The following is a 6287-nucleotide window of genomic DNA, read 5'->3' on the forward strand; positions in this document are numbered from 1 at the left end:
TGATGGAAATCGATCGCGTTCATTTTTACGTTGAAGATGCAAAGGCACGACGAGACTGGTTCGTGCGCTACCTCGGTTTTGCGGCGATCGCCAGCTTTACCCATACCCACACCCACACGGAAGTCGTCCAAAGTGGTGCGGTTTGTTTTCTGTTGTCCTCCCCCCTCAGCGACGCGAGTCCCGTGGCGGATTTTCTTCGCCTGCATCCCCCGGGTGTGGCAGATGTGGCGTTTTCGGTTGCCAATCTCGAGGCCCTGGTGCAAAACGCAACGGCCCAAGGTGCCCGCTTGTTGCAACCCATTCGCGAAAAATCTCTGCCTCAAGGCACTCTGAAGTGGGCGCAAATCTCCGGGTGGGGACCGCTCACCCATACGTTAATCGAAGCGATCGGGGTTTCTCAGTCCCATTTTCCCCTCTGGAGTGTGGATTTCACCGAGTGTTGGCCCGGCGATCGCCCCGTTACCCCCTCTGCTACCCCTTTCTATACCCACATCGACCATGTGGTGTTAAATGTGGCAAACGGTAATTTGGAATCGGCGGTGTCTTTCTACGAAAAAACTCTCGGTTTCCAGCGTCAGCAAACCTTTAACATCCAAACCCACCGTTCTGGGTTGCACTCTCAGGTGATGGTTCATCCCCACGGCGGCGTGCAATTACCCATCAACGAACCGAGTTCGGAAAATTCTCAAATTCAAGAGTTCTTGAACCTCAATCGCGGTCCGGGAATTCAGCATATTGCTCTGGCAACTCACGATATTTTACAGGCGGTGGCCCAACTTCGCGCCTCGGGATTGTCGTTTATTCAGGTTCCGCCGCGTTACTACCGCAACCTGCAACAACGCCAGGGTTTCCGCAAATCGGCTGCCCAATGGGCGGAAATTGAAGCTCAAGAGATTTTGGTGGATTGGCATTCAGACGATCCGGAGAAAATGTTGCTGCAAACTTTCACTCAGCCAATTTTTTCTCAGCCGACTTTCTTTTTTGAATCTATCGAGCGTCGCTGTCAGGCTCAGGGGTTTGGAGAGGGCAATTTTCAGGCACTCTTTCAAGCTATAGAACAAGAGCAAATTAAACGGGAAAAGTAGAAAATTTATATTATGGTGTCGCCAGTTATATAAAACCTTTGCAGGTCTACCGCCCATCAGCAGAAGCGGCGCGGAAGTCCGATCCCATTTTTCGCTCGGGGGTGAAAAGTGCCCCCAAGCTTTCGCACATAAACGACCGATTTTATACAAAAAGGGAGCTAAAAGCATTTCTCACCGGATTTTAGAACGACGCTATTATCTTTTGCGGTTATTGTGAGGTCGAGCTGGGTATGCCAAAAAAAACCTTTGGTCGCGTGCGATTCCCTCCCGAGGGCGAGAATCGCAAAATTCGCGTTTCTTTTCGGTTATGCGATCGCTAAACCACGCGATAGATAAAGCTCAGGGTGGCCCAGCTATTCACGTCTAAAGCGAAAGAATCATTGCTGGAAATTCCACCACCATAACTATCGAGATTGGCAGCGCTAGCGGCATGTAAATCCTGGAGAATGGCTTGGGTGATGGCCAGTGGGTTGCGAAGGCTGATTATCGGTTGGGCGTCGCCTTGGGGACGCATGAAACTCGCCAATGCGTAGAAGGTTTTGGAAAACGGACGGGTGGAAAAAATCACCTGGGTTTCCGTTAATCCTGCTTGCCCGTGCAGCACCCAAGATGCAGAGCCGGCGGCGTTGGGAACGATGAGGGTTTCCCCGGGATTTATCTGATTTTGTTCTACGTGGGGTTGAGTTTGTCCGGTTTTGGAGGTGGAAGGATCTGGGGAAGGATACAGCACGATCGCCTTGTCACTATTATCCAAGCTAAATAACAAACAGTAAACCGGCTTATCGCTGTAATTCACCAATCGATAGCGGATGCGATCGCCCAAAGACAAGGGAATCGGATTGCCATTCTTCGGCGCGATCGCCTCTGCCTTTTGTGGCGCGGGCCAAGGAGAGCGTCGGGTTTCGGTTTGGATAATCACCTTTTCTTCCGGAGCAACGGTTTCCAAACTCGCCCTCACCCCTAACTTAGAAGACCCTTCATTGGCACTTAAGCGCAGAAATTTGGCCGCCAATAACTTTTCCAGTTCCGGCTTCAATCGTTGCGCTGCGGTTTTAATCGCTTCTCCCCGTTCCCCCATTGTATTCAACAGCAGGCTTTTCCCCGGAGAAAATAAAGCGTAACTGCCTTCGGGAATGGAAGGCAAGGAGGAACTCGGTAGCTGCGCCAGCATGGCTTCCCGGGCGCGCCCAAACAAATAATCGGCATTTTGTTCGCCGGCGATCGCGGTGCTGACCCGGGGAATACCGGCAAAGGCACTGGTGGCGTCCACGCGCTCGATCCGTTGCAACCCGCTGTCTAGGGCGATGGTTAAGTTCAAGCTGCGAGGGAGGACGCGCACCTTTTCTTGCACCAGTTGCCCTTTTCGCAACCGGGTGGGACTCGGGGGTTGGGCGTTGGGGCTACCGGTGCCCAAGACTTGCGCCTTGACGCGCAATCCGTCGCGCGATCGCACCTGCAAGGTTTTCAAGGGGTCGTCCTCTGCTTCTTTCGGCAGGGGGGTCAAGATGGAGTTGGCTTCGTAGAATTGCACCGTCTGAGATGGCAGTCCGCCCAGCCAGACTACGGCACTTTGCCCGCCATCTTCTACCGCCTCTACTACGCCATCGGCAGAGGGTGGCTCCATGTCGAAAAATGCCAGGGCACCATCTTTGATTTTGCGAGTTTGCGTTTCTTCCTCGGTTTCGGTGAGTTTTTTCTTTAATTCCGGCTGTTGCAGGGGATCGCCGATGGTCTGCTGTATGGCACAGGATGCCCGTTGCAGGCTCAAGCTCAAGGTGGTGGCTGGGGTGGCTAACCACAGTTGTTGGGTTAGGGCATAGGTGAAAACCCCGGCACTAAACCCGATCCATCGCGCTTCGGTGGCGACGCGATCGGCACCGCTGGCGGAGAGGATGATGCCTTTATACGGCCCGGGCGATCGCTGCAAAAAGCCGCCTCGCGGTTTGATTTTCTCCCGGAAGGCGAGTTCGGCTTCGCTCGCAGAGGCGGTGGGCAACCCTTGTTGGGCGCGAATTCGCAAGTTGCCTTGCAGGTTCATCCCTGGATAGCTATAGCTGGTGTCCAATACGGCGATCGCTCTTTCCGTGGGCAGGGTTCTGAGCAGTTCTTCTAAGGTACTCTCGAGGATGTCATTGGCCTCCTGCCCTTCTCGTTCCGGAGACCCCCCATCTACCGGGATCAAGCTGTTTTGCAATCCTTCCCCGATTTGCTCTCCATTGATGCGACGACCGTAACCGCTGAAGTGAAACACTACGATATCTCTCGGTCCGGCGCGATCGCTTAAATGGCTGATAAAGGTTTCTTCTATATTCTGCCTGGTTGCTTTCTTGTCGATTAGGGTGACGATATTGTTCGGATCGAACCCAAATCGATGAATCAGTAGTTCCCGTTGCAGTTCTACGTCGGTGGCGCATCCAGAAAGATCCGGCATCGCCTCATAGTCGTCGATCCCCACCAGTAGCGCCAATTTCTGCGGGGCGGGGTCTGCTAAGGCTTGGTAGTAGCGATCGCTCGCTCGCCCTACCCAGGTTTCGCCCATTCCAAAGGCGGCTAGCGCCAAACTCGCCTTCTCTAAAAAGTCTCGTCGCGTCAGTGCCATTCCCTAAATTGTCCTTCTACCCTTAACTCTGATTGTTGTTATCGGCCTTTACTCGCTGCAATCCCTAGGATGCACCATCCCGCTCGGAATGCTAACACTCCCGTTCCATTTCCACCGCTCCCCTTTCTTCCTCCTCTGGCTTCACTTTTCCCACTGTTTGTTTTCTAGTTTTGGCTCTCGAGGTTCTTTTCGTCAAGCCATCCCGCCCAGATTTCTCCTCACTCCGCCCAATTTAAGGTTCTGCAATCTGCAACGCTTTGTGCAACTCAATTCCCCTTGACCTGCCATTTGAGTGGACTCTTCCTCTGCCTCTGCGGCGCTGCTTCTCAGACTTAAGTGAGAATCCGCTCTGCCCGCGCTTCCCCGGGCCGCTCTTGTGTTTTATACCCCCCTGGCGGCGTCGATCGCCGCCCTGGTTGGCTCTGCCTTACCTTCCTGCAGCGCTTCTGTGATTTTGCCCGTGCGATTTTACTGCAAAATCCCACGGCTTAAACTGTGATTTCATTGTACCTGTTTTCCCTGCGGTTTGTAAACTACCAGGTTGCCAATTTCTCTGCTAGAGCGTTGCTGTGGGTCTAGAAAAATTCAGCCATAAATCCGCTTTCTATCGCTCCTGGGTGGCGAATGCCGATCGCCACTACCCGGGGTAGAGACGCAAGTTTTCGCGTCTCTACAATTCCCCCTTTCATTCCTCTATACCCCGGCAATTCATACCTTGCCCCTTACCGGGTTCTAGAGATGAAATTAATAAGATTCTGCCGGCACCCGCATGGCGCGAGCCAATTCGGCGGCTACCTCCGGACGGGAAAATTCTGGCGGTGGCGTTTCGCCCCGGCGCAACATTTCCCGCACCTTGGTTCCCGATAGGTGAATTCGCTGCTCTGGGTTACTCGGACTGGTTTTGGTGGTTGCCATTCCCTCAGTAACGGTGCAGAAAAAGGCATGCTCGAATTTCATCGGCAAAATGCCCAATTCTTCCGGTTCGAATTCGTCAAAAATATGTTGCGCGTCGTAGGTTCCATAGTAGCTGCCAACACCGGCATGATCGCGCCCGACAATAAAGTGGGTGCAACCGTAGTTTTTCCGCAGCAAGGCGTGGAAAATCGCTTCTCTCGGCCCGGCATAGCGCATCGCCGCTGGGTTAATGGCAAGCATTACCCGGTCTTTCGGGTAGTATTTCTCCATCAAAATCTCATAGCAGCGCATCCGCACGTCTGCTGGAATATCGTCGGATTTGGTGGCCCCCACTAAGGGATGCAAAAATAAGGCATCCACGCTTTCTAAGGCGCATTTGGTGATGTATTCATGCGCCCGGTGGATGGGATTGCGGGTTTGGAAGGCAACGATGCTTTTCCACCCTTTTTCCCGAAAGATTTTGCGCGATGCTGCTGGGTCGATTTGATAGTTGGGAAACTGGGGATGGGCGTCGCGCTGTAGCAACCACACCGGCCCGGCTAGATTAATCGGGCCTTGGTCGTAAATGACTTTCACCCCAGGGTGCTTGGTGTCTTCGGTGCGGTAGACGTTCACCGCCTCTAAAGCTTTGTTGTAGCGATATTTTTGGGTCAGCTCCAGTATCCCGACAAATCGTCCGTCTGGAGCGTCTAAGCGCACCCAACTTCCTTCTTTTAAGGGTTCGGCAACTTCTTCGCTGACTGGGAGGGTTATCGGTACTGACCAGGGTAAACCATTGGCTAATCGCATATCCGTGACTACTGGATCGTAGTCCTGTTGCTCCATAAAGCCGGTTAGAGGACTAAATCCACCGATCGCAATGAGTACCAGGTCGGATAGCGATCGCTCGCTCAGTTGCACTCGCGGCATTTCAAGGGCGCGATCGAGAAATTCCCGCTTCTGTGCTTCGCTGACGATCCGATTCACCAGATGGCCTCCGTGGGGGGCAATGGCGTCTGAATGCTGAGTCAAAACAATCCCTCTGTTTAATCTGTGCAATTGTTAAGTTTTCCTCATTTTTATCATACTGGCCGACGTGACATTCTGCACCGGTTAACCAGCTAGCTCTTTAATTGGGGAACCGCAACCAGGAAAATTCCGGTAGAACTCAAGCGCTTTGCACCCTAACAACAATTTCGCTTCAGGTGGTTTGCCCCTATTCCCCTGCTAACCCCCTTTTTCATCTACCCCTACCCCCACCCTTTCTCTCCCCCCGCCGGTCCTCTGCGCGCGCTCCCCCCCACTCCACCGCGATCGCTTCTTCCATTCTTGCTCCCCAAAATTCTCCCTCTCCCCCCCCTTGACATCCCGCCAATTTGACCCTATCCTAAACATAATGGGAAAGGTGCGCGCATATATATAGCCGCCTTCGCGCATCACCAGTCATTCAAACTAGGTGCGAGCCACAAAAAACCCGATTCGCTCATTTCCCCGCTCTCGCCTGGAACCACCTCTCCCCGATCTGCCGATTCATTCACCCCCACGATATCTCACGTGAAAATCGCAACAAAACTTTATCCAATATTTCCCCAAACCCCCTTGACAACTGTTCCCACTTGACCTAATATACGGATAATGGAAAAGGTGCGCGCCTATATATGCCATGACCGTTTACTGCCTGAATCCCGCCTGCCCGAAACCCGAGAACC

The 6287-nt window shown here is 53.1% G+C and carries 3 protein-coding genes; 1 reads left to right on the top strand and 2 read right to left on the bottom strand.

Annotation, left to right across the window (positions count from 1 at the left end; genetic code table 11):
• Positions 1–2 precede the first annotated feature (2 nt).
• The gene (gene hppD / locus LKK83_RS25255) at positions 3–1085 is read left to right on the top strand and encodes a 4-hydroxyphenylpyruvate dioxygenase (protein ID WP_324634208.1); all 1083 of its coding nucleotides are present in this window, start codon (positions 3–5) and stop codon (positions 1083–1085) included.
• Between the two features lie 316 nt (positions 1086–1401).
• Here the strand turns inward: hppD and LKK83_RS25260 are convergent, their stop codons facing one another.
• Together LKK83_RS25260 and sat are read right to left on the bottom strand one after the other, a co-directional pair.
• The gene (locus tag LKK83_RS25260) at positions 1402–3684 is read right to left on the bottom strand and encodes a caspase family protein (protein ID WP_324634209.1); all 2283 of its coding nucleotides are present in this window, start codon (positions 3682–3684) and stop codon (positions 1402–1404) included.
• Between the two features lie 744 nt (positions 3685–4428).
• A complete protein-coding gene (sat, locus tag LKK83_RS25265) occupies positions 4429–5610 on the bottom strand; it encodes a sulfate adenylyltransferase (protein WP_324634210.1) in 1182 nt (393 codons plus the stop codon).
• Between the last annotated feature and the right edge of the window lie 677 nt (positions 5611–6287).

The sequence above is a fragment of the Phormidium sp. CCY1219 genome (assembly GCF_035615515.1).
Taxonomy (GTDB): Bacteria; Cyanobacteriota; Cyanobacteriia; order Cyanobacteriales; family Laspinemataceae; genus CCY1219.

Bases quoted from the DNA above. Each gene is read 5' to 3' on its own strand.
- LKK83_RS25260 (WP_324634209.1), bottom strand. From the start codon at position 3,684: ATGGCACTGACGCGACGAGACTTTTTAGAGAAGGCGAGTTTGGCGCTA.
- hppD (WP_324634208.1), top strand. From the start codon at position 3: ATGGAAATCGATCGCGTTCATTTTTACGTTGAAGATGCAAAGGCACGA.